Here is a 24812-nt window from a genome sequence, read left to right on the forward strand (position 1 = left end):
AGCCACCCATAGGCGCAGGGCCATCGGGGTATGATGGGGGAGCTTTGGCCCTGCAGCGGGCCACCCAGCAGCGCTTGCGCGCCATCACCCAGGGAGGCCCCATGCCTACACCCGATCGCATCGACACCTCAGCTTCGGGCTGCATCCCAGGGCGTACATGCATCTCAGAGCCGGCACCCTCCTGCTCGCGGCGCTCGTTTGCGGGAGCGATGCTCACGGCAGCGGGCGCCCTCATGGCCGGGACAGCCCTTCCCGCATTTGCGGCGTCGGCGGCCTCTTCTTCGCAGGCGGACAGCCTTGCAAGCACCGACGCTCCGCTCGACCTCGCGCAGGCTGCCGCCTCAAGCACGCCCGTCATCGCGGTCCCCGGCGACACCATCCTCGACGCCGCCGGCACCGCCTTTACCATGCCCGTCGCGGCAGAGCGCATCATCTGCCTCAACAACAACGTCTACGACATGATCTGCGCGTTCGGCAAGGCCTCCAGCGTCGTCGGCGTCAACGACACCACGACGCTTGACCCGTCGACGCCTGACGTCCCCAGCTTCGGCGACCTCTCGAAGCCCAACGTCGAGGCCATCATCGAGGAGCGCCCCGACCTCGTCATCGCCTACTCAAAGCGCCTGGACGAGGGCATCGCCAGCCAGATCGAGGGCGCCGGCATTCCCATCGCGCGCCTCGACCTCTACAAGCCGGACACTTGCCGCGCCGAGCTCGAGTTCCTCGGCAACGTGCTCCAGACGCAGGAGTTTGCCGGGGCGTTCATCGCGCAGATGGAGGCCGTCCAGAACTACGTAGCGCGCCGAACGCAGGGGCTCGAGCCGCTGCGTACCTACTGGGAGATCTACGCAGACTACAAGTCAGTCGGTGCAGGCTCCGGCGGCGACCAGATCATGGCGATGGCCGGCGTCGCGAACCTCGCCGGCAGCGAGAAGGCCGGCCACCCCAAGGTGAGCGACGAGTGGGTCATCGCGGCAAACCCGCAGCTCATCGTCCGCGAGAGCTCGGCGCTCAAAGGCGCGACGGGACCGGGCGTCTCCGACGCCGCCAACGTCGAGGCGCTGTACGACAGCCTAGCAAGCCGGCCTGGCTGGGGCAGCATCGACGCCGTGCGCGACGGGCGCATCATCATCCTGGACACGGCCATCACCACCAACCCCCTCGGCTTCATGCTCGCGCCTCTCTACATCGCGCGCGAGGCATACCCCGAGCGCTTCTCGGACGTCGACCCCGACGCCCTGCTTGCCGAGGTGTTCGACACGTACTGGCCCGGAGAGAGCCGCGCGGGAATCTATGCGTATACGCGGTAGGGGCGAGGTCCCCGGAGCTCCCGACAGCCCGGCGCCCGCACTCGCGACGTTTCAGCGGGTAACGCGGAGAAGGCTGCTCGTCATCGGCATACTGGCGGCGCTGTTGTTCGTGCTCATCGTGACCGCGTCATGCGTCGGCGCGTCATCGGTGGGGCCGGCGCAGGTCGGCCAGGCCATCGTGCACGCCCTGGGCTTTTCCGGCAGCACAGCCGCAGGCGGCATCGACCTCCAGGGGCTGCTGAGCATCGTGTTCGACGTCCGCCTTCCCCGCGTCGTCGTCGCCGCGCTCGCCGGGGCAGCTCTGGCACTCGCCGGCCTGCTCATGCAGGGCATCTTCCGCAACCCGCTCGTCAGCCCCTACACGCTCGGCGTCTCCGATGGAGCGTCGTTCGGCGCGAGCATCGCGATCGTCTGCGCAAGCCAGCTGGCCGCCCGCGGCCTTGACCTGGGACGATGGCTCACGCCGCTCTTCGCCTTCGCCATGGCGCTCGTCGCGATGGGGCTCGTCTACGCCATCTCGCGCGTCGTGCGCGGCTCAACGGCCGTGCTCGTGCTCTCGGGCGTCGCCGTGGGATACCTGTTTTCGGCCGGCGTCTCGACGATCAAGTACCTCGCCGATGACGCCAACCTGCCTGAGCTTGTCTTTTGGCGCATGGGCAACCTGATGGGCCTGCGCTGGGACGTCGCCGCCATCCTCGCCGTCGTGCTCGGCGTCAGCCTCGTGCTCGCCATGCGGCGGGCGTGGGACCTCAACGCGCTCGTTCTGGGCCGCGAGGAGGCGACAGCGCTCGGCGTCGACTACCGACGCACGCAGACGCTGACGTTCGCGCTCGCGACGGTGCTGACTGCGACGGCCGTCTCCTTCACCGGCATCATCGGCTTCGTGGGGCTCGTGGCGCCGCACGTCGCGCGCATGCTCGTGGGGACGGACCACCGGTTCTCGATTCCGGCCGCCACACTGTTCGGCGCCGTGCTCATGCTGGCCGCCGACACCCTCGCCCGCACGCTGTTCGCGCCGACAGAGCTGCCCGTGGGCATCGTGACGTCGTTTGTGGGCGTGCCGTTCTTCCTCTACCTCATCGTGCGCAGGAGGCGCGTGTAGATGGCCCCGACGAGCGCGAGCCCCCAAGAAGCCAGTGCCCTCAGCCTGCGCGATGTGCGCTTCGGGTACGCGCGGCGGCGGGAGGTGCTGCACGGCATATCGGCGACGATGCACGCCGGGGAACTCACGGCCATCGTGGGCCCGAACGGGTGCGGCAAGACGACGCTCGTAAAGTGCATCGACCGCATCAACCGGCCATGGGACGGCTCCATCGAACTGCAGGGCGACGACGCGGAGGATCTGCTCGCCTGCCCCCTGGAGCGACTTGCGCGGCTTGTGGGCTACGTGCCGCAGCGCGCAAGCACAGAGCTGGCGGGCAGCGTCGTGGACTACCTGCTGCTCGGACGGCGGCCGTTTCTCTCGTGGCAGCTCAGCGCCGACGACCTGCGAGCGGTGGACGCCGTCATGGAGCGCCTGGGCATCGCCGGCCTTGCCAACGAAGCGCTCGCCGAGCTTTCGGGAGGACAGCGCCAGAAGATCGTCGTTGCGCGCGCCCTGCTCCAGGAGCCGCGCGTCCTGCTGTTCGATGAGCCTACGAGCAGCCTCGACATCAAGAACCAGCGCGAGATCATGGACCTGGCTGCAGAGCTCGCCCATGCGGAGGGGAAGATCGTCGCCGTCGTGCTGCACGACCTCAACGCGGCGCTCGCCTACGCCGACCAGGTCGTCCTGCTCGATGGGGGCGCCGTCGTCTGCGCAGGTGATCCGCGTGACGTGCTGTCGCCCGCGACCATAGAGCGCGTCTACGGCACGCCCGTCACAACGGATGCCCGCGGCCGCATCGACCCGTTCGGGCGCGAGTAGCGGGCCCCAGGGGCCTCGGCAGCCGTAGCAGGCCACCTAAATAAAAAGGCCAGGGAGCCTCACGCCCCCTGGCCTGCGGTTTTGATGGTGCCCCTTGTAGGATTCGAACCTACGACACCAGGTTTAGGAAACCTGTGCTCTATCCCCTGAGCTAAAGAGGCAATTCTCGCGGCAGCCGTCGAGGATTCGGCAGCCATCCCGTTGAGAGAACTCGCCTATTGTAGCAGGACGCGCGCCGCTGCGCCGAGATCATCGCGCAGCTTCTCCGCTGCCTCACGAGTGGTGGCATTCGCGAAGAGGTACGCCTTGATCTTGGGCTCGGTGCCGCTCGGGCGCACGATGAGCTTGCTGCCGCCCGCCAGACGGAACTCGACGACGTTGGCGCTCGGCAGCACCTGCGACTCGGCCCCATTGTTGCCCCCGTCGCAGTTGCCGCACACGGCGCACGCACCATGCACGACAGGCATCTCCACGCCGGTCGCATAGTCAGTCACGCCTTCGACAGCCAGCCCTGCGACCTCGGTCGGCGCCTGATCGCCGCGCAGCCCCGCCATGATCTCCTTCATGCGCGTCGACCCTTCGGCGCCGGGGAACTCCACGTTGACGACGCCGTTGAGGTAGTAGCCGTGCTCGGCATACAGATCGTCCATGGCCTGGTAGAGGTCCTTGCCGCGGGCCGCGTACCACGCCGCCATCTCACAGATGAGCATACCGGCCACGATGCCGTCCTTGTCGCGCACGTGCGTGCCAGCCAGGTAGCCGTAGCTCTCCTCGAAGCCGAACAGGAAGTCCCCACCGCGCTTCTCCTGCTCCAGGCGGTCGATCTGATCGCCGATGTACTTGAAGCCCGTGAGCACGCGGCGCATCTCGAAGCCGTAGTGGCGGGCAAGCGCATCAGGCATGGACGTCGAAACGATCGTGCTCACGGCGACCTTGCTCATGAGGTCCTCGCCGGCCTCGGCCTTCGTGCGGCACAGCCAGTCGAGCAGCAGCGTGCCGACCTCGTTGCCCGTCAGCAGCTCGTAGGCGCCGTTGTGGGGCACGGCGATGCCCACGCGGTCGGCGTCGGGATCCGTCGCGAGCAGCAGGTCGGGGTGCTCCACCTCGCACAGCTCGAGTGCCTTGACCAGGGCGGCGCGGTTCTCCGGGTTGGGATACGTGCACGTCGGGAAGTTGCCGTCCGGGTACTCCTGCTCCGGCACGACGACCATATTGCGCACGCCAATGCGGTCAAGCACACGGCGCATGAGCTCGATGCCCGTGCCGTTAAGCGGCGTATAGACGACCTTGAAGTCCGCGAAGCCGTTGGCGGCCGCGATGGCCTGGGGCTGCGACTGCGTGAGCACAGCGTCGACGAAGGCGTCGAGCGTCTCGTCCCCGATCCAGCGCACGAGCCCCGCGGACTGCGCCTCGGCGAAGTCCATGTGCTTGGCGCCCCCGAAGACGGGCGTCTCGTTGATGGACGCCTGGATGTCCGCCGCAGCCTGAGAGGTGATCTGGCAGCCGTCGGCGCCGTACACCTTATAGCCGTTGTACGCAGCGGGGTTGTGGCTGGCCGTCATGCAGATACCAGCCGAGCAGCCCAGGTGGCGCGTCGCGAAGCTCAGCGCGGGAACGGGCTCGATGCGCGGGTACACGAGCGAGGCGATGCCGTTGGCCGCCAGAACGCCGGCCGCCACCTGCACGAACAGCTCGCCCTTGTTGCGGCTGTCTCGCGCGATGGCGACGGTGGGGTGCTCGAAGTGCGCGTTGAGGTAGTTGGCGAGACCTTGCGTCGCCTGCGCGACCGTGTAGATGTTCATGCGGTTGGAACCGACGCCGATGACACCGCGCAGGCCGGCCGTGCCAAACGCGAGATCCTGATAGAAAGCGTCGATGAGCTTGGGCTCAGCCTCGGTGCCCGCAAGCTTCTCGAGCTCGGCGAGCTCGGCAGCAAGCTCCGGGTCGGTGCAGCCGGCGCGCCACTGCTCGACGCGCTGCGCGATGGTCTGATCCATGGGCGGAAACCCTTTCTGGTCGAAGATGCGCGAAGAAGGGGACGGGTCGCCACCCAGCCGGAAAAACCAGGCTCGACCATGTTGCAAGCGTCCCCTCGGCGCCCGTGTTCCTGTGGCGCAATTCTAGCGAGAACCGCCATGCGGTGCCCTCGCAGTGCCCCCGGCAAGCGCAAGCCCCCAGGTACCCACATGAAACAGGGCGGCGTGCGCGCCGATCGGGCGGGGGGAGGCCGTCACGAGGGGCATGCAAGGCCAGAGCAGTCTCAAACAGCCGTGCGGTGGCCAAAAAGGCGGAGCTTTGCGAGTGTCCCCGGCGGGCAGGGTGCCCCGTGGAGGCATGGAAGCATCGAGGCGAAGGCAAAACCGCAGGTCGGCATTCGCGTAACCCCCAGCCAGAGGGCGGCGGGCCCACCTGTGACTCGCAAAGCGGGGCACTTCTGGCCAGAAAGGCACTCGCTCCTACTTCTCTGGGTCCGGCTGGGCCTCATCGAGCAGGATGACGACCTCAGCGCGCGAGTGCGTGCCGGTCTTGGCATAGATATGGCGCACGTGCGTCTTAACCGTCGAGAGGGAGAGCCCGAGCTTTTCCTGCACGTACTTGAGGTCGTGGCCCGTGGCCCACAGCTCGAATACGTCCGTCTCGCGCGCCGAAAGCCGGTACGCCTGGGCAATTCGAGCGAGGCGCTCCTCCGTAGAGGGGGCCGCCGCCATGCCCAAGGCTTCCTCCGCAGCAGTCGGCGTACCTGCATGAGTGGCCCCGTCCGACAGGGCGGAGGTCGCGTCCCCTTCCAGCGACCCCGTGAACAGAAACGCCGACGCCACGAGAAGCAGCACAGCGACCACGGCCATCAACGCCACACCAGAGAGTGCTCCCGACGCCACCAAAGCAAGTCCGACGCCCTCTCCCGCCTGCTCAACGAGGCGCCCCGCGACGATGACAAACGTCGGAAGCACGCCGAGCATCAGCCCGGCATGGGCGCACTGGGCCACAAGCGCCCACGACACGATGTAGACGCCCACAAACGACACGACGCCCATGAGCTGGGCAATGCCCGCCTCACCCAGCAGGAACACGCCGAGCACGAGCACGATCAGAGCGGCCTTGTAGAACGTCAGAAGCGGCACGCGTCCCTTGAGCAGCAGGGCCACCCCCAAGCAGACGAGACACGTTGCAGCCGCCATAGCTATGGACGACGGCGCGAAGTAGCTCGTCACGGTCGCGGCCTCGCCCGTGGCGGCAAGCACGACACCCAGAGCCAGGTGGGTGACCGCAAGCCCGGCAAGAATGCGCGCCGGGATGGCAGTAAGCGTGCGGCGCAGATCATCGAGCAGCGAGGGAGCAGGGCGGCGGCACGCCACATCAGGCGCCACGGCCCGGCTGGCGTCCATGCCGGCTTCTCCTCCAGCAAGATGGCCCTCGGCACAGAACATATCGCGAGCGCCTCCGAGCGCCTCGCTCCCCGCGTCCCAAACGGCAGATCGCGTCGCACACGCATGCCCGGCAACGGCACCCGCACGACCTCGATCCCAACACGGCATGAGAGCCAGAGCGACAAGTGGCATGGAGCAGGCAACAATGGCCGAGGGCACGCGCGGCAAGAGCGCCGCAGCTGACCCACCAACCCAGCCGATGAAAAACGATACGCTCGCGAGCGCCAGCGCCTGGAACGGCTTCATGTGCGCATACACCTCGCCAGCGCCCACAAGAAGAAACGCGAAGAACACCGAGTAGAGGGAGATGGCCACGATGTCGACTGCCATCGGAATTGCCGGCGCCCCGAGCACGTGCACGCCTGTCGCGAGTGCCGCCACCACGGCCGCCACGCACATGAGCGCGCGCTGCTCGCCAAGAAGCGCGCCAGCCCAAACCCCTCTCGGCCCGGAAGAAGCGGCACGGCCTTCGCAACCCGCGCTTTGCCGGCCGACGCGAGAAATCGCCAACTCGCAGGTACGCCTCGAGTGCACACGGCGCGCAATCACAAACGCCGCCGCGAAACCTGCGATGCTTGTCAGCACTGACACCGCGCGTACGGAGATCGCGACCTCGGGAGAGGCAAGCAGGGGCGTCGCAAAGAACAGCATGTTGCTCCAGAGGTTGCATGCAGCCAACGCAAGCGCCCGCCACACGCCCGGCACTCGCGCCGATCCAACGCCGTCGCGCAGCAAACCGCCCATCAGACCCCTCTCGACCCCATCGACCCTCATGCGTGAGCTTCGGCAAAATACCAGCTCAACCCATCGACCATCACAGACGATAGGCAAGTTTCCCACCGGTTCCTAGTATACGGGAGGCATAGCGAGGGGCACGTCACCGCTTGTCCCTCTCCCCGTATCGAAAGGAAGTTACGTATGTCCACGAGCACGCCTCAGCTCACTCGTCGCAGCTTTGTGAAGTCCGCCGGCGTTGCCGGTGCCCTTGTCGCCGGCGCCACCGTCGCCGCCGGCTCCGCCCTGGCCGACGAGACAAGCACGGCCGCCACCGAGGTCAGTTCCGCCCCCGACTACTCGTCCTGGCTCGGCGAGGAGCCCAAGATCTCCGACGCCGACGTGAGCGAGGAGCTCAGCGCCGACGTTATCGTCATCGGCCTGGCCGACTCGGGCATCCCGGCCGTACGCGCCGCCGTCGAAGAAGGGGCAACCGTCCTGGCGTTCGAGCGCTGCGAGAACTACACGGCCACCGGCGGCGACGTCGCCGTTCTGGGCGGCTCCATCCAGGAGCGCTACGGCCGTGGCGAGGGCTTCCTCGACAAGCGCGAGATCGCTGCCGAGCACCAGAAGGAGTGCAGCTACCACACGAAGCTCCCCATCTTCAAGCGCTGGGCTGACGAGATGGGCGACATGCTCGATTGGTTCGTCGACGCCTCCGGCTCCTACATCACCGAGGAGACGTTCTCCGAGGTGCCCGAGGAGAACCGCGACAACTACCTCTACCCCTACTTCGTCCCGATGCTCGAGTCCTACGACTACACGAAGGAGCAGATGCCCTGCTACCCGACGTCGCTGGGCTTCAGCAACCTCACGGCGGCGCTGGGCGGCAACCTGGACAAGGCCGTCGAGGAGGCCGGCGACAAGCTGACCATCCGCTACAACCACATCGCCGAGAAGCTCATCATGGAGGACGGCCGCTGCACGGGCGTTTACGTGCGCAATATCGAGACGGGCGCGTACGTCAAGGCCATGGCGAACAAGGGCGTCATTCTGGCCACCGGCGACTACTCTTCCAACAAAGCCATGCTGAAGTACTTCGTGCCCTCCGCCGTGGAGAATGACATCCAGACGCTGTGGATCTGGCACGACAGCGAGGGCAACGCCACCAACGACGGCTCGGGCATCAAGATGGGCGTATGGGCCGGCGCGCAGGTGCAGCAGTGGCATGCCCCCAATGGTCACCACATGGGCGGCGGCGCTGGCCCCGACGGCCACGGCGTCATGGGCAACAACGGTTGGCTGTGGATCAACCTCAACGGCGAGCGCTTCATGAACGAAGACCTGCCCGGCCAGCAGCTCGAGAACCAGGTTGAGCTGCAGCCCGGGCACAAGGCCTACCAGATCTTCGACGCCGCCTGGCCCGAGGAGCTGCAGTACTTCCCGGCGGCTCACGGCGTGGCCTGCATCTACAGCGACGAGGCTTACCCCGAGTGGATGAACTCCAACCAGCTCATCAATGTCCGCACGCCCGCCGACCTGCAGAGTGCCCTGGATGACGGCCGCTGCCTGACGGCAGACACGCTCGCCGAGCTGCTCGCCCAGATCGACGGCATGAACGTCGAGGCGGCTAAAGCGACGATCGAGCACTACAACGAGCTGTGCGCTGCCGGTGAGGACACCGACTTCGGCAAGAGCTCCCAGCGCCTGTTCGCGCTGCAGAACCCGCCGTACTACGCCGTCGAGTGCGGCCAGGCGCTGCTGCTCGTCTGCAACAGCGGTCTCGAGTCCGACGAGAACTGCCACACGTTCGACGCCGATCGCAACGTCATCCCCGGCCTCTACGTCTGTGGCAACATGCAAGGCAACCGCTTCGCCGTGGAGTACCCGATCTCGCTGAAGGGCCTCTCTGTCTCGATGGCGCTGTTCTACGGCTACATCGCCGGCAAGAACGCGGCCCAGGGTCTGTAGCGGCCCATCTGCCCCACGTATCAAGGGGCCGCCGTCCTCACCTGCGAGGATGGCGGCCCCTCTTTCGTCGAGTGCGGGCTGACTCGGGCGTCTTTGCGGGGAACCTTCAAGTTTACCGAGGCTCCCACCTGCGGGTTTGCTGGCAAACCCTCGACCCCGCGCGCGAAGAGACCGCCGTCAGCCCGCATTCGACGCGCGCGCGGCCGGTACGGCTAGCCGCGAAACGCAAGCACCACCTCGCGAGGGTCGCTGCCGCCGGCGCCAGTCTCCGCGCAAAACAGGTCGCGGCAGTCTACCTGGCCAGCAGGCTCCAACCACGAGGTGCGCGCTAAAACGTCGCGGTACTCGTCGTCGGGATAGTAGAGAAGCACGATGGCTTCGCGCGGGGCGCCATCAAGCGAGCGGCGAATCCGGTCGAGGACGCGTTCGAACACCACGGCGGAGAACGGGTTGAAGAAGTAGAAGCGATCGGCCTGCGCCGGAGGCACGTACTGGGCAGCGTCGGCCCGCTCGAACGTCACGCGGCCGGCGGAGTACGGGCCCTGCAAGAAGCGCGCGGTCGCCGCATTGCGCAGCGCGGCCTCGTGAAGCAGCGGATCGCGCTCCACACCGATCGAGCGGCACCGCGCCTGATACGCGAGGTAAAGACCCACGCGCCCTTTGCCGCAGCCGTAGTCCACGAGCACGTTACGCTTGCCTACCAAGCCGCTGTTCGCCAAACGATCGAGCACCGCGTAGGGCGTGGGCTCGTAAGGGTTGCTGTCCTGATCGGCATGCGACTCGTCGCGCCCGGTGGTGCGAATACCCAGCAGGGCGTCCATCCGCAGCTCGGAGGCCTCTGCCACGTCATCCCTCACAGCTCGCACGGCGTCACGCCTCCTCGCTACAGCCCGGCACATTCTGTCCGGGAAAGCATATGCCCTCGTGCAATCCTGTACGCAAGAAGGCCGCCGTCCTCGCGGGCGAGGGCGACGGCCTTCTTCATGTCGTGCCAGCTTCGTTAAGCGGGGTCACGGTGCCCCAGATGCAAGGCGCCCGGCGGCGACGCGTATTGAACATACGCGAGCCACCGGGCAACGCAGCAGATGGGGTGCCGTGGTCCCCGCTCCCGCAAGTTCGGACACCTTACTCCGTGCGCAGGGCCAGCACCGGATCCTTCTTGCTGGCCATGTGCGCCGGGATGACACCGCCGATGAACGTCAGCACGACGCTGATGCCGACGAGGATGAGCGCCGCGACCCACGGCAGGCCGGCCAGGTTCGCCACGCCGGCCACCTGGTAGACGATGATGTTGATCGGGATGATCAGCAGCAGCGTCACGCCGATGCCGAGCAGGCCGGAGATGAGGCCGATCACGAACGTCTCGGCGTTGAACACGCGGCTCACGTCGCGCTTGCTAGCGCCGATGGCGCGCAGGATGCCGATCTCCTTCGTGCGCTCGAGTACGCTGATGTACGTGATGATGCCGATCATGATGGAGCTCACGACGAGCGAGATGGCCACGAACGCAATCAGAATGTAGCTGATGGCGTCGATGACGGTGCGCACGGAGCTCATCATCAGGCCAACGTAGTCGGTGTACTGGATGACCTTGCCGTCCTCGCCGTCGTCCTGAGCCTGCGTGTTGTACTCGTCGATGATGCCGGTAATCTCTTCCTTGGAGTCGAAGTCCTTGGCGTAGATCTCGATGGTATTCGGCGACTCCACGTCAGCCACGCCAATCTTGCGCAGGTTACCCTCGTACGTTGCGCTGCTGACCGTCGGCTCGGGCTGCTCGGCCTGTGCGCCTGCATCCGCCGGCGCCTGGGCCGCCACGTAGGCCGCAAAACCCGCGTCAGCCTGCGCCATGCCCGCCGCGACCTGGTCCGCCGGCGTGCCGTTCGCAACAGCCTGATCCACCTGAGCCTGGATGGCAGCTGCCGTGTCGGGATCCGCCGTCGCGAGCTGCGCCAGATAGGCGCTCAACATGTCCATCGTCGGGACGGGCGTCGCAGAAGCGCCCGCGACAGCCGCCAGCTGCGCCTGCAGATCAGGGCTCATCGCGTAGAGCGCTTGCAGAACTGCGTCGTCGGTTGCGCCCTCGCCCAGCTGGGCGCGCACGCCATCGACGGCCTGCGTGAGCTGCGCCGCCGCGTCGGGGTTGCTCGCCTGGAGCTGCCCGATGTACGTCGTCAGGTCGGCCATCGTGGGAGCGGCCGGCGCGGCGACGGCTTCGGCGCCATCGGTAGTCTCCGCTGCCGCAGCCTCGGCCGCGTCCTTCGCTGCCTGGCCCGCCTCCGTCAGCGTGCCGTCATCGTTCTTCTCGAACGGCAGCCCCGTGAACACGTCGACCGTGGGGTCATCCTTCTGAGCCCGCGCGATGGCCGAGTCGTCGATCTGCTCGACCACGTGCTCCGTGAGGTCGGCACGGTAGCCGATGGCACCCTGGTCCTCCTCGATAGCCGCGTTGTCGTTGGGCCGGATGATGCCCACGATCTCCAGGTCCTCGGCGTCCTCGACGACGCCCTTCATGTAGGCCTCGTCGTCTTTCATGTTAGCCCACGTGCCGTCGTCCTGCTCCTCGTAGAAGTCCGAGGCGGGCACGAGCTTGAACGTCTTGCCGATGAAGTCGTCGAACGCGTACTCCTCCTGCTTGGCAGGCTCGAGCTCCTCGCCGTTCACGACGTCGGTCAGCATCTGGTTGACCTCGTCCTGGTCCTTCATGCCCAGCGTGTACAGCAGGTAGTCGGAGATGCGGCCCTGCTTGTCCGTGATGAGCACGACCTCGTTGTACTTCTCGGGCATGCGACCGGCCAGCACGTCGTACTGGCTCTTGACGAGGTCGTCGTTGTTCATGAGCTGGTCCCACACGTCGGTGGAGCTCATCATCGGGCTCATGGACGACATGCTCGACACGATGCTGTTGGCGGCGCTCTGGTCCTGCGTCTGGTCGGTCGTGCCCATCATGCCGCCCAGGCCGATGGCATCCATGACCGTGGAGGGGTTCACCTGCAGCACGCCGTTGTCGGTCTCGGCGCTGTAGACGTACAGCGTCGTGTCGTAGCCGTAGCGCACGTCATTGGCCAGGTCGTAGATCCTGTGGCCGTCACCGTTCTCGATGTAGTCGCGGAACGACTTCAGGTCGTTGTTCGTCGAGCCCGTGCCGAGCTTCTGGATGATGTTCGTCATAACGTTGTTCGTCGTGAGCTCGGTGGGCGCCTCGCTCTGCGCGCCGCTCTTCGTGTCGTCGGCCTGGCCGTCACCGTCGGTATCGCTGCCGGTCATGGCACCCATCGCGCTCATGAGCGCACTCATGTCGACGTTTTCGCTCTGCAGCTGGATGGGGTAGCTCGACAGCGTGTCCTGCTCGACGCCGTTGATGTAGCTCTGCGCGCCGCTCGACAGCGACAGGATGAGCGCGATGCCGATGATGCCGATGGACCCCGCGAACGCCGTGAGGATCGTGCGGCCCTTCTTCGTCGTGAGGTTGCGCATAGACAGGCCGAGCGCCGTGACGAACGACATGCGCTTCTTGCCCTTGCCGGTGGCCTTGCGCGCGGCCTTCTCGGCGCGGCGGATCTCGCGCTTCGTCTGCGGGAGGGGGTTGGCACCCAGCTCGGCGACGTTGAGCACGTAGGGGTTGGAGTCCTCGGTGATGCGGCCGTCGAGCAGGCGCACGATGCGCGTCGAGTAGCGCTGGGCGAGCTCGGGGTTGTGCGTCACCATAATGACGAGCTTCGTCTCGGCGACCTTGCGGAGGATCTCCATGACCTGGACGCTCGTCTCAGAGTCGAGGGCGCCCGTGGGCTCATCGGCCAGGATGATGTCGGGATTGTTGACGAGGGCGCGGGCGATGGCGACGCGCTGCATCTGGCCGCCCGACATCTGCGTCGGCTTCTTGTGGAGCTGGTCGCCCAAGCCCACGGCCACGAGCGCCTCCGTGGCGCGCCGCGTGCGCTCGCGCCGGCCCACGCCCGAGATCGTCAGCGCGAGCTCGACGTTGCGCAGGACGCTCTGGTGCGGGATGAGGTTGTAGCTCTGGAACACGAAGCCGATGGAGTGGTTGCGATACGTGTCCCAGTCCTTGTCGTTGTAGCGCTTCGTCGAGCGCCCGTTGATGACAAGATCGCCCGTCGTGTAGTGGTCCAGACCGCCGATGATGTTGAGCATCGTCGTCTTGCCGCAGCCCGACTGGCCGAGGATCGAGACGAACTCCGAGTCGCGGAATTTGATCGTGACACCCTTGAGCGCGCGCACGATGTCGTCGCCGGACGGGTAGTCCTTGTATATGTCCTTGAGCTCGAGCATCTGGGAAGATCACTTCCTTTCGAGGGAGAGAAACCTGCCATGGTAGGCCCAACCCTACCAGCCGAATGTGAACCACGTTTAAACTGGGTACGAGGCAAGGCTCGGCGAAGCGGGTATCATCCACGAGAAAGGAGGCTCCCGTGATCCAGATTCTCGTTGTCGAGGACGATCCCAACGTCCGCCGGCTCACGTGCGTCGTGCTCGAGCAGAGCGGCTACGCTCCCCTGCCGGCCGCCAACGGCGCCGAGGCACTCGCCGTGCTCGAGCACGAGCGCGTCGACCTCGCCGTCGTCGACGTCATGATGCCGGGCATCGACGGGCTCGCCTTCACGCGCATGCTCCGCCGTGCCGGCAACAACCTGCCGGTCATCGTCGTCACCGCTAAGGGGACGCTCAGCGACAAGCACGCCGGATTCGACGCGGGGGCCGACGACTACCTCGTGAAGCCCGTCGACGAGGAGGAGCTCGTCATGCGCGTGGGCGCCCTGCTGCGCCGCGCCCGCATCAACGCCGAGCACCGGCTCACCGTGGGGGGCACCGTGCTCGACTCCGACGCGCTCACCGTCAGCGAGGCGGGGCGAGGCGCAGGCTCCCGCGTCCAGGAGCTGCCGCGACTCGAGTTCCAGCTGCTGTTCCGGCTGCTCTCCTACCCGGGCAAGGTGTTCACCCGGCGCCAGCTGCTCGATGACGTGTGGGGCCCCGACGCCGAGAGCGACGAGCGCACGATCGACGTGCATGTGAGCCGGCTACGCGAGCGCTTCGACGGCAGTCCCGACTTCGAGATCGCCACCGTGCGCGGGCTGGGCTACAAGGCGGTCGTCCTCGCCGGAGAGGATCCCGCAAGGCCGAGCCTCCACCTGGAAGCCACCCTATGAGCGGCGCGCGCCAGAGCACCCAGGGTCGCTCCCAAATCCCAGCGCCGTCCCACCAGGGCCGCGCGTTCTACGGGACACGCTCGCTCGATCTGCTCGTCATCGCTCGCGTCGCCGCCTGCGTCATCCTGTGCGCCATCGCAACCGGCCTCACGCTCATCGTCCTCAGCCACCTCGGCTTGCTGCACAAGGGCCAGGAGATCGCGGGGCCCGTCCTCATCCTCGCGATTACCGCGTCGGCCCTGGCCACGCTCGTCACGACCTCCATCGCACTGCACCGCGTGCTTAAGCCCATCCGCGAGCTGCGTGGCGCCATGGAACGCGTGACGCAGGGCGACTTCTCGGCCCGCGTCGATGACGAGGGCGCTAACAACGAGCTCGGCAGCCTGCTGCGCAGCTTCAACACGATGGCCGACGAGCTGGGGTCCATCGAAATGCTGCGCGATGAGTTCGTCGACGACTTCTCGCACGAGCTTAAGACGCCCATCACATCCATCCGCGGGTTCGCTCGGCAAATCGAGCGCAACCCCGAGGCCACGCAGAGAGACCGCGAGTACGCCGGCATCATCGTCACCGAGGCCAACCGGCTCATCGTGATGTCCTCCAACGTGCTCGCGCTCAACCGCTTCGAGAGCCAGCAGGTCGTCGTGGACGCGCGTGACTACGCCCTCGACGAGCAGCTGCGGCGCTGCGCCCTCATGCTGCAGGATCGCTGGGAGGCCCGCGGCATCGAGCTGGATCTCGACAGCGTGCGCCCCACGACGGTGCGCGCCAGCGAGGAGATGCTCGCGCAGGTATGGCTCAACGTGCTCGACAACGCCATCAAGTACAGTCCCGACGGAAGCACCGTGCACGTGAGCTGCGAGAACGTCTGGCCCGACGAGGTAGGAGGCACGGCAGCAGGCGGCAACGGTATCGCCCGCGTAAGCGTGCGCGACGAAGGGCCGGGCATGGACGAGGAGACGTTGCGACGCGCGTTCGACAAGTTCTACCGCGGGTCGGCGACGGCTGGGACGGCAGGCGGCAACGGCCTGGGGCTGCCCATCGTGCGGCGCATCGTCGAGCTGGCGCGCGGCACGATCTCCGTGCGCACCGAGCCTGGCCACGGTACGGACTTCACCGTGACGCTGCCGGCGAGCAGGTAGGGAGCGCGTCGAGGCAGCACGGACCGGCGCGTACCGTCGAGCTTGGCGGCGGAAATCGCGCGCCCGGACGCCACGCGGCGGCCGATCGAAGACCCCCCGCAAGCGCAGGGGTGGTGCACTCTGCAGCTCGGCGCCGCCTCTCTAGCTCGAAAGCCCGCTCATGCATCCAGCGCGCCCCGTCGAGCTCGGCAGCAGGAATCTTGCGCTCGGGCGCCGCACGGCAGCCAATCAGCGGACCCACAAACGGCCCGCAAGCGCGCCCTGCAACCTGGCGCCGCCTTTCTGGCCTGGAATCCCGCTTGTGCATAGGCCCATCCCACCGCCCAACAGGCTCGCCAGCAAAACCGCAGGTGGCGTCCGGCCGACCGGTCGCCCAGCCGAAGGAGCCCCATACACAAGCTCGGCTTCTGGCCACAGAACAACCTCCTCCCAACAAAGAAGGCGTCCCAGCCGGCCGGCGCGGCCAGAAAAGCCGGTAATGCGCTATTTCGTGAGGGGTCGCGCGGAGGTGGCCGCAAGGATGGGCACCCCGTACAATACGAGGCGAACACTTCGAGGGCAGAGGCGCGACGCGAAGCCAAACCAGGCCGCGCGCAGCACCAAGAGGGGACACCATGGCGAACACCGAACGAGGATACCAGCGCGCCACGCGCGATTCGAACTGGCGGCGAGACGAGCACCGCGCCCGCGACGCGCATCAAGACGGCGCGCCCACGGCATCCGGCGACGTCCCCGCGAGCACCCTGCAGCGCAGCGAGCTCGTCTGCCCCGTGGCGGCGCGCTGCGGCGGCTGCGAGTGGCTCGCCATGCCCTACGACGAGCAGCTCGCCATGAAGCAGCGCCGCATGGAAGAGCTGTTCGCCGACACGCGCATCGAGGTTGAGCCCATCATCGGCATGGACGACCCCCAGCGCTACCGCAACAAGGTGCAGCTGCCCTTCGCCCCCGGACGCCCCGATCGCGACGGCCGCACCACCGCACGCTGGGGTATCTTCGAGCGCGGCACGCACCGCATCGTCCCGTGCCGCGAGTGCCTCGTCGAGGACGAGCGGGCGCGCCCCATCATCGCCACGGTGGCCGATCTGCTGCCGCGCTTCAACATCAAGCCGTACTCCGAACGCACGAATACCGGCTTTTTGCGCTACGCCCTCGTACGCACGGCGCTGCACACCGGCCAGGTCATGCTCACGCTCGTGGCAAGCTCCAACCGCCTGCCGAGCGCCAGGACGTTCGTCGAGCGGCTTCGGGCGGCGCATCCCGAGCTCACGACCATCGTGCTCAACGTGAACCCCGAGCGCACGAGCGTCATCCTGGGCAAGCAGGAGCGCACGCTCTACGGACCCGGCTACATCGAGGACAAGATCTGCGGCTGCACGTTCCGCATCAGCTCGTCGTCGTTCTACCAGACGAACCCCATCCAGGCCGAGAAGCTCTACGACCTCGCCATCGAGATGGCGCAACTCGAGAGCGGCGACCGATTCGGCGACGCCTACTGCGGCACGGGCACCATCGGCATCGCGGCCGCCGTGCGCAGCGGGGCGCATCTGCTCGGTGTCGAGCGCAACGCGGACGCCGTCGCGGACGCACGGGCAAACGCCGAGGCCAACGGGCTGAGCACCGAGCAGGCCGAGTTTGTCGTGGGCGACGCGGGCAGCGTGTTCTCTCGGATGGCCCGCGCCGGCGAGCATCTCGACGTCGTGTTCATGGACCCGCCGCGCGCAGGGTCGACGCCGGCGTTCCTCGCCAACCTCGCCCGGCTCGGCCCGCGCCGCGTCGTCTACATCAGCTGCGAGCCGCGAAGCCAGCGCCACGACATCACGGAGCTCATGCGCTTTGGCTACCGCGTGCGCCGTATCCGGCCCGTCGACATGTTCCCGCACACCGACCACGTCGAGAACGTCGTGCTGCTCGAACGCGTCAACCGCGGGTAGGACTGCCGGCAAACCTCCTGGGCATCGCGACACCAAAAGGCGGGAATGGGGCCGTGCGCCTATGATACGGGTAGGCAGACGGCCGTATAGGCGCCGCGAGACTCGGTGAGCAGCGAATACGGGCAGAACGCGCGACCCGACTGCGTCAGACCGTGCTCGGCGAGATGCGCCTGGATGCGACCGCTCATCGTGACGCCCTGCGTGCGGCGCTGGTAGATGTCGTCCTGGTACAGGACGGTCGTGACGCAGCGGCAGCCGCCCATGATCGTGAGGTCGGTCGGCAACTCCCCCACGAGATGCGCCAGGCGCACCGGCACCGTGCGGCCGAAGCGCGGGCGGCTGTCCAGGTCGAAGTAGTCGCCGAAGAACAGCGCCCCCATGGAGCTCAGCGGCACGTTCGCCACGAGCGCGTCGAGCACGGGATCGTCTTCGTAGTCGCGAAAGCCTACGGGCGCTTTGCCGAAGCTGATGTAATACGGCTCGACGTACTCCTCGCTCACGACACCCACACGCTCGGGCATGCGGCGCAGCGCGCCCATCCGCTCCCTCACGGCCAGGGCGCGCTCCACCTGGCGATCGATCAGAGCGTCGTACTCGTCGAAGCGCTCCGGAGAGAACGGATCCCCATCGAGATAGTCCAGCACGTCCCGCGGCTGGATGCCCACGTTTTTGAGCGCGATGCTCTCGATGAGCCGAAAGATGTCGGCGTCGGTGTAGCTGCGGTAGCCGTTCGCCTCGTCCTGGCGGGGCCGCACGATGCCACGCCGCTCGTAGTAGAGCAGCGTCGCGCGCGACAGGTTGAGCGCCGCGGCAACGTCGCCTATCGAGTATGGCGTCTCGTCCTTGTCGGTCCAACGCAGGTCGACGTCTCTGGCGTCCCCCTCGTGCTCCCCCATAGCGCGTCTCCTCCCCTTGTCCCCTCTCACCAAGATAGGGCGCGGGTCGCAAGCGTTCAATGCCCACAAACCTGCGCAGGCAACCTCACGCAAAAAGGAGCGGATCCCACGTCAGCGGGACCCGCTCCCATCATTCCGATTGCCCAGTAAACAACCTCGGCTTACAGCCCCAGCGCCGCCTTCACGGCCGCCTTCAGGGCGTTGGACGTCACGGTAGCGCCGGACACCGCGTCGACGGCGTCGATCTCGTCGGCGCTGCTCAGGCCCAGGAACTTCAGCGGCAGCTCGTCGATGGCCTTCGTGCCGATGCCCTCCGTCTCGGACTGGCGCGTGACCTCGACCGTCGCGATGCAGCCGTCAGCGTCCGTCGTGACCGCGACCGACACCGTGCCGCCCATGCCGTCGGCCGTGCCCACGAGCATGCCGTCCTCAGAGGCACCCGCGGCGTCATCGGCCACGAGGTCGGTCTCGTCGCCGAGGTGCGCCGGTGTCGACGTCACGAACTCCGCCCCCGGCACGCCCTCGTAGGCGGGCAGCGCCTCCTTGGCCGCAGCGGCGTTGCGCCCGGCGATCTCGCCGAACACGAGGCACTCCGTCACGTTCGTGCCGCCCTGGTACATGTAGGTGGCCAGGCTGCCCAGCTCACCGGCCGCATAGAGGTGCGGGATGGGCGCGTCGGCCATGTCGAGCACCTGCGCCTGGGCGTCGTGCTTGGGGCCGCCCTGCGTGTTGAGGATCGCGTTCTTCAGCGGGATGGCGTAGAACTTCACGCCGTCGAACGGGCGCATCGTCGAGGCGTCGCGGCCGAACTCGTAGTCGTGACCGTTCTCGGCGAAGAAGTTGAAGTCCGCGATCGTCTGGGCAAGCGCCTCTTCGGGCATGTCGAGCGCGGCTGCCATGTCGGCCGCGGTGTCGAACGCCTGCACGTCGCCGGCGAACGACTCGGGGATCACGCCGCCCGCCTCGATGAGGTCGGCCTGCGTCTGGTCGTAGACCGCCCAGAAGCGCTCCGGGAAGCGGGGGTTCTCCCACTGGCCGTTGCCGTTGGGCAGGTGGCCGTGGCGCACGGGCACCGACTCGTTGAGGAAGCGCTTGCCCCACGTGCCGACGAGCATGACGGCTCCGCTGAGCATCTCGCCGTTGTCACCCAGGTTCACCATGTTGGCGCGCTGGCCCTCGCCCACGTTGTAGCAGACTGCGCCGAGGCCGCCCGTGCAGTCGCGCTCGTAGGAGCCCATGTTCCACAGCTGCGCGCCCACTCCCTGCGCCATGACGATGCCGTCGCCCGTGTTGGCCAGGCCGCCGATGGGCGCCATATTCACGCAGTCGAGGTAGTACTGGATCATCTGGGGGTTGTTCTCGAAGCCGCCCGTGCACAGGCACACGCCGTTGAGGGCGCGCACGAAGCGGCGCTCGCCCTTGCGCTCGACGACGACGCCGATGACCGCGCGCGACACCGGGTCCTGGACGAGCTCGACGCCCGGCGTCTCGAACCAGACGTCGATGTTCTCGGAACGGGCCTTGAGCTGCTTCTTCACGCTCTGGTACAAGAAGCTGTCGCTGTAGCCCATGTGCGAGAGCATGAACGAGATCTTCTCGGAGCCAGCGAACTCGGGGTACTCGGGCGAGAGGTAGTCAACAGCGGCAAGGCCCAGCGTGCCAGCATCGATGTACTGGCTGCTGTCCAGGCCATAGCGCTCGGCGATGATGTCGCCCATCGTGGCGACGCTGTTCGCAAACGTCGTGTAGACCTCGTCGTCGACGAGGCGGCCGCCGGCCATGCCCTTGAAGTACGAGACGACGGCGTCGGGATCGCCGTGGCCGTCGATGAAGAACTGGGCGCACACCTTGGAGTTGCCGCCCGACTCGCCCTCCTCGGCCTTCTCGCACAGCAGCACCGCAGCGCCCTCGTCGGCGGCGGCGATGGCGGCAGCCATGCCCGCGAAGCCGATGCCGAGCACGACGACGTCATACTCGGCGTCCCAGACAACCGTGTCGGCAAACGTCGAGCCCGCGGCGGCGGGAGCGTCTTTCGAAGCGGAGGCGTCGGCAGCAAAGGCCGAGGTGGCAGCCGTCATGCCGAGCGCAGTGGCGCCCAGGGCGGCAGCGCCCACGAAGCGGCGGCGCGAGACGGAAACGGCAGGCTGTGAGGCGGAAACGTCGTGCATGGCGCGGTCCCCTTTCTGAGGTATCCCCTGCCCGTGAGACACCCGGCGCACGCGACGCCGCAAGCAATCTCCGAGCTGACGGACCTCAGCCTAGGACCGTCTATATTAGACAGGTCAACAGTCGTTTTTCGACGAATTGAGCCGCACTCGAGCCGCTGCCAGAGGGGTCAGCGGCACCCGAACAGACGACACCACCAGCTGCGCTTCGTCCCCGTGGCCGCCTCGCCAGCGGTGCCCGAAACCCGTGGGTCAGACGAGGCGTCGATAGGCTCAACCGGCAGGCACAGCGGCACGTAGAACCCGCGATCCGACGGCAGCGAGAAGGGACAGAACGCTCGACCTGCAGGTCGCAGGCCGCGCTCGGCCATAAACCTGAGGACGTCGTCCCCCTCGTCTGCGACGCTCGGCCGGTAGGTCACGATGTCCTTCTGAAACGTGACGCTGCGCACGCACGTACAGCCGCCGATGACCTCGAGCCCCTCGGGCAGCCCCTCGATGAGGGGCGCAAACCGCACGGCGACCGTACGGCCCCAGCGCACCCCGCTGGACGTGAGCCGCTTGTCCTTCCCCAGCAGGTCGCTGTCGTAGTGCGACCCCAGACCACCGATCGGCATGTTCGCCAACAGCGAAGTGAGGGCCTCGTCCTCGGGAAAGTCGTGATAGCCACCCTCGGCCCGGTCGTAGCTGATGTAGTACGGCTCGACGTCAACGACGGAAAGCGTGCCCACCGAGCGGCGCAGCTCGTCGAGCGCGCGCAGGCACTCGAGCTTCGCCTGCTGGTAGGCGACGTCTCTCTGCGCCATCTGCAGGTACTCGGCAAAGTGCTCGTCGGAGAACGGCTCGCCATCCAGGCGCTCAGCAAGGCGCTTGGGCTCGACGCCGGAGTTCTTGAGCAGGATGGCGCTCATGAGCCGGAATATGTCGCGGGAGCGATATGTGCGGTACCCGCTCTCCGCGTCGCGTTCGGGGCGCACGATGCCGAGCTGCTCGTAATAGAGCAGCGTCGTCCGCGAGATGTTGAGCGTGCTTGTCAGATCTCCCACGGAGTACGAGCGCGCCGACTGCGTCTGCACCACCGGATCCCCTTGCGTCTCCAATCCCGACACGACGCCTCCCTGCGCCCGGATGACCCTTTCCCGTCGGACGAGCTCCATTTCAGAGGTCCCGACAGCGGGCAATTGTACCTGGGCGCCGGCCCCGCGTCGCCCCTCAGCGGGCCGTGCGGCGCAAACGGTTCCGCCGCAATCTTCTCGCGCGTTTTTTCCGCGACGTATGCACAGCGTGCAGACAGTTCGCACAGTGGCAACGCGACGCGGGTATGCTCGTCTTTATACCGTTTTAACGTCAGTGTCGGATAGCGAACGACGGGTGCCCTATGGAACTGTTCGAGCTCATTCTCCTGCTCATGGCCGCCGTGCTGGCCTCGACCGTCGTCGACCAGCTCCTGCCGCGCGTCTCGCTGCCGCTTGTGCAGATCGCCGTCGGCGCCGTCATCGTGCTCGTCATGCCGGGACACCAGAACTTCGTCATGAACTCCGAGCTGTTCCTCGTGCTGCTCATCGCACCGTTGCTGTTCGACGAGTCCCGCAACGCCGACACGCGCGCCATCTGGGAGAACAAGGGCTCCATCCTCTCGCTCGCCATCGGGCTCGTGCTCGCCCTCACGCTTGCTGTGGGCTTTACGCTGCACTGGCTCGAGCCGTCCATCCCCCTCGCCGCCGCGTTTGCGCTCGGCGCCGCGCTCGGGCCCACCGACGCCGTCGCCGTCGCGTCGCTCTCGAAGGAGGTCGCGCTCAGCAAACGGCAGAGCGCGCTGCTGTCGGGCGAGGCGCTCATCAACGACGCGTCGGGCGTCGTCTCGTTCCAGTTCGCCATCGCCGCGGCCACGACGGGCGTGTTCTCGCTGCTCGACGCGGGCGTGTCATTCTTCACGACGTTCTGCGGGGGTGTGCTCGTCGGCCTGGTGCTCGGGCTCGTCGCGCTGGCGTTCACGCGTCTCATCCGCAGGCGCGGCCTCGAGAGTGTCACGACGCACGTGGCGTTCGAGGTGCTCACGCCGTTCTTCATCTTCCTCGCCGCCGAGCACTTCCACGTGAGCGGCATCCTGGCCGTCGTGGCCGCCGGCCTGCTCATGTCGTTTGCCCCCAAGCCCATCAACGCGCTCACAACGCGCCTGTCCATCGCCTCGTCAAGCGTATGGGAGCTGCTCGTGTTCGTGGCCAACGGCGTCGTGTTCGTCATGCTGGGCATGGAGCTGCCGCAGGCCATCCTGCCCGGCTGGAACGACACCGATATGAACAACGCCCTCATCATCACGGCAGCCATCGTACTGGCGCTCGTGCTCGTCGCTGTACGCTTCGTGTGGGTGCTCGTCATGGAGGCGCTCATGCGCAGCGAGCAGACGGGCAAGCGCCAGGGCTTGTCGCTTGCGATCGCGCGCGACGCGCTCGTGACAACGCTCGCCGGCCCCAAGGGTGCCGTGACGCTCTCCATCGCGTTCACGATCCCCATCTCCATCGGTGGCGTCGTGGAGTTCCCCTACCGCACGACACTCATCTGCATCGCGTCGGTGACCGTCCTGCTCACGCTGCTAGCGGCCAACTTCCTCATGCCGGCCGTGGCGCCCAAGCGCGACGACAGCGACGACGAGAAGGCCCGCGAGGAGTGCGCCGCCATCCTCCAACACGTCATGGAGCAGCTTAGAGAGGCCACGACGCCGCGCAACGCCCAGGCCATGCAGGTCGTGCTGCACTCCTACGACGTGCGCCTCGAGCAGTTGAGGGGGCCGCGCTACTCGGCCGAGCTGCTGCGCTACCTCAGCGAGCAGGTGCTTGAGCAGCAGCGCTCGCTGGCGATGAAGGCCGTGCGCGAGGGCTCGGCCACGAAAGAGAGCGGTCAGCACTGCGTTGACCAGATCGCCCGCATGGCGCGCGTCCTCGCCCGCCAGCAGGGGTCGGGCCGCAACAAGCGGTTCAATCCCATCGTATCGCTGCAGCTCACCGTGCGCGGCGCCATCGACTCTCTCCAGAGGGCGCGCAAGGGCGAAGCGGCTCGGCAGACAAAGCGCGATGACCTCGAGCTTGTCGTACGGCTCGAGCAGTGCGCCCTGCGCTACCTGCGGCCCTTTACCGAGATGGCCGACGAGAGCCATGAAGTCGCCGCAGCGGCTTCCGTGCTCCTGAGCGAGCACGAGGCCGCGCTCACGACACTCGAGGCGCGCCTGAACGCCGACCCCGACAGCACGATCGCCATGCAGCCGGTAGGCGACCTGCGCGACCAGGCGCAGCGTGCCATCGAGGTGGCGAGCGATCTATATGCCAGGGCGCTGAGCCTCGAGCTCGACGAGATTCAGAGGGCTCGCGAGGACGGTCGCATCACGAAGACTGTCGCTCACCAGCTGCGCGAGGAAGTCTACCTGCTGCAGATGGGTCTCAACGACAAGCGCAGGTAGGCCTAGGAGACCACGAGCGTAACGTGGCTGGGCGTCGGGCTGGGCTCGCCTCGGTCGTTGAGGGCGCGTATGAGGAAGTGGTACGTGCCGGGACGCTCGGGCGTGTAGTCGAAGCTCCAGCTCAGCGTCTGGTAGTCGTTCGTGCCCGGCGTCTCATACGTCGTCCACGTCTTGCCCTCGTTGAGCGAGAACTGCACGCCAGCGATGGTCTGGCCGAAGTCGTAGGCGTAGCCGCTCAGGCGAACCGGCGTGCCGACCGTACCCTGCACCTGGGGAATCATGGGGACCTCCGCGAAAAAGAAACGGGCCCCGACCCCGCGGAACAAGCGGAGCCGGGGCCCACTGTGAACCATCCGTGCCTATACTACGCCACGTCGCCGCCGAACAGCACGCCGATGTTGGGCAGGCTCTCGAAGGCCGCGCGGGCTTCGTCGCGTCCGGATGGAGGCGCGTCCAAAAACGACGGTTCTGCGGGATTTTGCGTAGAGGCACTCCGAAAATGGGCGCTTTTTTCGGTTATGCGAGGTTTGCAGGGAAGAGCTCCAGAAGTCCGAGCCCCTGACCTGGGGAAATGCCGACGACCTCAGGCCACCCCCTCGCACAAGCGTAAAAAACGCCCCGCAAACCTCGCACTAGGGGGGTGCGGCAGGAAGTTGGACCGGGGGATTACCCGGTCGGGACGGAGGCCGCGTGTACAGCGACAGGGAGAGGGCGTTCCACGTCCAGAGGATGT

Annotated in this window: 16 protein-coding genes and 1 tRNA gene; 8 read left to right on the forward strand and 9 right to left on the reverse strand. The window is 67.0% G+C overall.

Annotation, left to right across the window (positions count from 1 at the left end; translation table 11 throughout):
• The first annotated feature begins 101 nt into the window (after window positions 1-101).
• From KHZ24_10570 to KHZ24_10580, 3 genes are read left to right on the forward strand one after another with little or no spacing between them, the layout of a single operon-like run.
• The gene (locus KHZ24_10570) at window positions 102-1310 is read left to right on the forward strand and encodes an ABC transporter substrate-binding protein (GenBank protein MBS5451631.1); all 1209 of its coding nucleotides are present in this window, start codon (window positions 102-104) and stop codon (window positions 1308-1310) included.
• On the forward strand, window positions 1294-2412 hold the full coding sequence (locus KHZ24_10575; GenBank protein ID MBS5451632.1) for an iron ABC transporter permease: 1119 nt from the start codon (window positions 1294-1296) through the stop codon (window positions 2410-2412). Before KHZ24_10570 ends, KHZ24_10575 begins: the two co-directional genes overlap by 17 nt.
• Window positions 2413-3216, forward strand: a complete 804-nt coding sequence (locus KHZ24_10580; protein MBS5451633.1) for an ABC transporter ATP-binding protein — start codon at window positions 2413-2415, stop codon at window positions 3214-3216.
• 85 nt (window positions 3217-3301) lie between these two features.
• Here KHZ24_10580 and KHZ24_10585 read toward each other — a convergent pair.
• From KHZ24_10585 to KHZ24_10595, 3 genes are all read right to left on the reverse strand, one after another.
• Window positions 3302-3377 (reverse strand) — tRNA-Arg (locus tag KHZ24_10585).
• 54 nt (window positions 3378-3431) lie between these two features.
• Entirely contained in the window at window positions 3432-5213 is a 1782-nt protein-coding gene (locus tag KHZ24_10590; protein MBS5451634.1) for a phospho-sugar mutase, read from the reverse strand.
• Between the two features lie 459 nt (window positions 5214-5672).
• Entirely contained in the window at window positions 5673-7418 is a 1746-nt protein-coding gene (locus KHZ24_10595) for a helix-turn-helix transcriptional regulator (protein MBS5451635.1), read from the reverse strand.
• Window positions 7419-7562: 144 nt separating this feature from the next.
• Here KHZ24_10595 and KHZ24_10600 point away from each other — a divergent pair, with 144 nt between their 5' ends.
• A complete protein-coding gene (locus KHZ24_10600; GenBank protein ID MBS5451636.1) occupies window positions 7563-9329 on the forward strand; it encodes an FAD-binding protein in 1767 nt (588 codons plus the stop codon).
• A gap of 212 nt (window positions 9330-9541) precedes the next feature.
• On the opposite strand, the gene KHZ24_10605 is transcribed toward KHZ24_10600, so the two are convergent.
• Both KHZ24_10605 and KHZ24_10610 read right to left on the reverse strand, forming a co-directional pair.
• Entirely contained in the window at window positions 9542-10174 is a 633-nt protein-coding gene (locus KHZ24_10605; GenBank protein ID MBS5451637.1) for a class I SAM-dependent methyltransferase, read from the reverse strand.
• Window positions 10175-10454: 280 nt separating this feature from the next.
• Entirely contained in the window at window positions 10455-13616 is a 3162-nt protein-coding gene (locus KHZ24_10610; protein ID MBS5451638.1) for an ABC transporter ATP-binding protein/permease, read from the reverse strand.
• A 140-nt stretch (window positions 13617-13756) separates the two neighbouring features.
• On the opposite strand from KHZ24_10610, the gene KHZ24_10615 reads away from it, so the two are divergent.
• From KHZ24_10615 to rlmD, 3 genes are all read left to right on the forward strand, one after another.
• Window positions 13757-14491, forward strand: coding sequence for a response regulator transcription factor (locus KHZ24_10615; protein ID MBS5451639.1), 735 nt, complete (start codon window positions 13757-13759; stop codon window positions 14489-14491).
• A complete protein-coding gene (locus tag KHZ24_10620) occupies window positions 14488-15633 on the forward strand; it encodes a HAMP domain-containing histidine kinase (protein ID MBS5451640.1) in 1146 nt (381 codons plus the stop codon). The genes KHZ24_10615 and KHZ24_10620 overlap by 4 nt, the downstream gene beginning before the upstream one ends.
• Window positions 15634-16247: 614 nt before the next feature.
• A complete protein-coding gene (gene rlmD / locus KHZ24_10625; GenBank protein MBS5451641.1) occupies window positions 16248-17564 on the forward strand; it encodes a 23S rRNA (uracil(1939)-C(5))-methyltransferase RlmD in 1317 nt (438 codons plus the stop codon).
• A 59-nt stretch (window positions 17565-17623) separates the two neighbouring features.
• Here the strand turns inward: rlmD and KHZ24_10630 are convergent, their stop codons facing one another.
• The 3 genes from KHZ24_10630 to KHZ24_10640 all read right to left on the reverse strand — a co-directional run bounded on the left by KHZ24_10630 (window position 17624) and on the right by KHZ24_10640 (window position 21701).
• A complete protein-coding gene (locus KHZ24_10630; protein ID MBS5451642.1) occupies window positions 17624-18460 on the reverse strand; it encodes a MerR family transcriptional regulator in 837 nt (278 codons plus the stop codon).
• 161 nt (window positions 18461-18621) lie between these two features.
• Complete coding sequence (locus tag KHZ24_10635) at window positions 18622-20628, reverse strand: FAD-binding protein (GenBank protein MBS5451643.1); 2007 nt, start codon at window positions 20626-20628, stop codon at window positions 18622-18624.
• A gap of 167 nt (window positions 20629-20795) precedes the next feature.
• The gene (locus KHZ24_10640) at window positions 20796-21701 is read right to left on the reverse strand and encodes a MerR family transcriptional regulator (GenBank protein ID MBS5451644.1); all 906 of its coding nucleotides are present in this window, start codon (window positions 21699-21701) and stop codon (window positions 20796-20798) included.
• Window positions 21702-22003: 302 nt separating this feature from the next.
• Here KHZ24_10640 and KHZ24_10645 point away from each other — a divergent pair, with 302 nt between their 5' ends.
• Complete coding sequence (locus tag KHZ24_10645) at window positions 22004-24079, forward strand: Na+/H+ antiporter (protein ID MBS5451645.1); 2076 nt, start codon at window positions 22004-22006, stop codon at window positions 24077-24079.
• Between the two features lie 2 nt (window positions 24080-24081).
• On the opposite strand, the gene KHZ24_10650 is transcribed toward KHZ24_10645, so the two are convergent.
• Entirely contained in the window at window positions 24082-24360 is a 279-nt protein-coding gene (locus KHZ24_10650) for a molybdopterin-binding protein (GenBank protein MBS5451646.1), read from the reverse strand.
• Between the last annotated feature and the right edge of the window lie 452 nt (window positions 24361-24812).

The sequence above is a fragment of the Coriobacteriia bacterium genome, assembly GCA_018368455.1.
GTDB lineage: Bacteria > Actinomycetota > Coriobacteriia > Coriobacteriales > UMGS124 > JAGZEG01.

What these genes read in the sequence shown, in the direction of transcription:
- KHZ24_10630 (MBS5451642.1), bottom strand. Translation starts at nt 18,460, where the DNA reads ATGGGGGAGCACGAGGGGGACGCCAGAGACGTCGACCTGCGTTGGACC.
- KHZ24_10635 (MBS5451643.1), bottom strand. Translation starts at nt 20,628, where the DNA reads ATGCACGACGTTTCCGCCTCACAGCCTGCCGTTTCCGTCTCGCGCCGC.
- KHZ24_10620 (MBS5451640.1), top strand. Translation starts at nt 14,488, where the DNA reads ATGAGCGGCGCGCGCCAGAGCACCCAGGGTCGCTCCCAAATCCCAGCG.
- KHZ24_10595 (MBS5451635.1), bottom strand. Translation starts at nt 7,418, where the DNA reads ATGAGGGTCGATGGGGTCGAGAGGGGTCTGATGGGCGGTTTGCTGCGC.
- KHZ24_10590 (MBS5451634.1), bottom strand. Translation starts at nt 5,213, where the DNA reads ATGGATCAGACCATCGCGCAGCGCGTCGAGCAGTGGCGCGCCGGCTGC.
- KHZ24_10650 (MBS5451646.1), bottom strand. Translation starts at nt 24,360, where the DNA reads ATGATTCCCCAGGTGCAGGGTACGGTCGGCACGCCGGTTCGCCTGAGC.
- KHZ24_10610 (MBS5451638.1), bottom strand. Translation starts at nt 13,616, where the DNA reads ATGCTCGAGCTCAAGGACATATACAAGGACTACCCGTCCGGCGACGAC.
- KHZ24_10580 (MBS5451633.1), top strand. Translation starts at nt 2,413, where the DNA reads ATGGCCCCGACGAGCGCGAGCCCCCAAGAAGCCAGTGCCCTCAGCCTG.
- KHZ24_10570 (MBS5451631.1), top strand. Translation starts at nt 102, where the DNA reads ATGCCTACACCCGATCGCATCGACACCTCAGCTTCGGGCTGCATCCCA.
- rlmD (MBS5451641.1), top strand. Translation starts at nt 16,248, where the DNA reads ATGGCGAACACCGAACGAGGATACCAGCGCGCCACGCGCGATTCGAAC.
- KHZ24_10600 (MBS5451636.1), top strand. Translation starts at nt 7,563, where the DNA reads ATGTCCACGAGCACGCCTCAGCTCACTCGTCGCAGCTTTGTGAAGTCC.
- KHZ24_10645 (MBS5451645.1), top strand. Translation starts at nt 22,004, where the DNA reads ATGGAACTGTTCGAGCTCATTCTCCTGCTCATGGCCGCCGTGCTGGCC.
- KHZ24_10575 (MBS5451632.1), top strand. Translation starts at nt 1,294, where the DNA reads ATGCGTATACGCGGTAGGGGCGAGGTCCCCGGAGCTCCCGACAGCCCG.